2 protein-coding genes are annotated in these 1,471 nt (G+C 29.2%); both read left to right on the top strand.

The features are described from left to right. Window positions 1–104: 104 nt before the first annotated feature. Window positions 105–689: a phosphatase PAP2 family protein gene (locus tag CN514_RS24235; RefSeq protein ID WP_176526061.1), complete on the top strand. Its 585-nt coding sequence runs from the start codon at window positions 105–107 to the stop codon at window positions 687–689. 27 nt (window positions 690–716) lie between these two features. Continuing rightward, entirely contained in the window at window positions 717–1,388 is a 672-nt protein-coding gene (locus CN514_RS24230; protein WP_098234755.1) for a response regulator transcription factor, read from the top strand. The last annotated feature ends 83 nt before the right edge of the window (window positions 1,389–1,471 follow it).

Below are 1,471 nucleotides of genomic sequence, written 5' to 3'. Positions count from 1 at the left end.
TAGGTCTTTTTTATTTGTAATAAAAAAACCCAATTAAATTTTCATCAATTTTTCATAAAACTTTTATATAATAATTTCCGATCAAAAAAATGGAGGAAATTTTAATGAACTACTCAATCTTTAAATTAATAAATAGTTTTGCTGGCAAATGGCCTGCATTAGATAATGTAATGATATTTTTATCTAAATCTGCCATTTTATTAGTAATAGCACTTTTATGTTATTTATGGATTCAAAAAGGTAGCGAACGTAAGTATACAGCTTTTTATATCGGTTTAACTCTTATATTAGCACTAGGTGGTAACTTTATTATCCATCAATTTTATTACCACGCGCGACCATTCGTTAATCACCATGTGACGAAACTGATTTCACATTCATCCGACTCATCTTTTGTAAGTGATCACGGAACATTAGTATTTTCTACTGCGCTTATTTTATTGTTTAGAAAAGATCGTTTCGGTTTGATTTCATTTGTTTGGGCGATATTAGTTGGTATTTCAAGAATCTATGTTGGAGTACATTATCCATTTGATATAATTGGTGCATTTATTTTGGCTGGTGTAGTTGCAATTGTTGTTATAAAAACATCATCAATAACGGAACCATTAATGGAAATATTATTAAAAATTTACGAAAGAATAATAAAGAAGCTACCATTTAATACGAAAAAGAATTTAAGTTCCTGATTAAGAACTTAATAGAGGAGACATCTTTTGAAAATTTTATTTGCTGAAGACGATCAAAAATTAGGAAAAATGACAACCCATTTGCTAAAAACACAAACTCCATTTCAAATCGAATGGACTACTAATGGGAAGCAAGCATTGGAATTAGCAACTCACTATGATTTTGATTTACTTATTTTGGATTGGATGTTACCTGAAATTAGTGGGTTAGAAATATGCAAAAAGCTTAGAAGCGATGGATTTAAAGGACCTATCTTAATGTTAACAGCGAGAGATAGTATTAACCACCGTGTTGAAGGATTAGAAGCTGGAGCGGATGACTATTTAATCAAACCATTTGATTTTAGTGAACTTGCCGCAAGAATTAAAGTACTCAATCGTAGGAATTTTGCGCCACTTCAAGATGAAATAATCACGATTGAAGACTTAACATATAATCGGACAAATTTTAGTTTATATAGAGGTAATGAACAAATAATTTTAACCCAAAGAGAATTACAATTATTTGATTTATTAGTAAAAAATAGAGGGATTGTGCTAACTAGAGAAGTTATTTTTGAAAGAGTTTGGGGAATCGAATCCGAGGTAACTAGTAATGCTGTAGAAGCGTATGTAAAAAATCTAAGAAAAAAAATTGATCCACCAAATCAGACTTATATAAAAAGTGTTAGAGGTGTTGGTTATACAATCGAAAAATGAGATCTCATTATTTCAACAAATTAGCAAGCGATTAACATTTTTCAATCTTAGAATTTTAATGATTTTTATTATTTTATTTAATA

Origin of the sequence: Bacillus sp. AFS001701 (assembly GCF_002559405.1) — a bacterium.
In the GTDB taxonomy this organism is placed as follows: domain Bacteria; phylum Bacillota; class Bacilli; order Bacillales; family Bacillaceae_G; genus Gottfriedia.
Note: the sequence above shows the minus strand (reverse complement) of the source record. Positions and strands in the feature narration are given on the sequence as shown.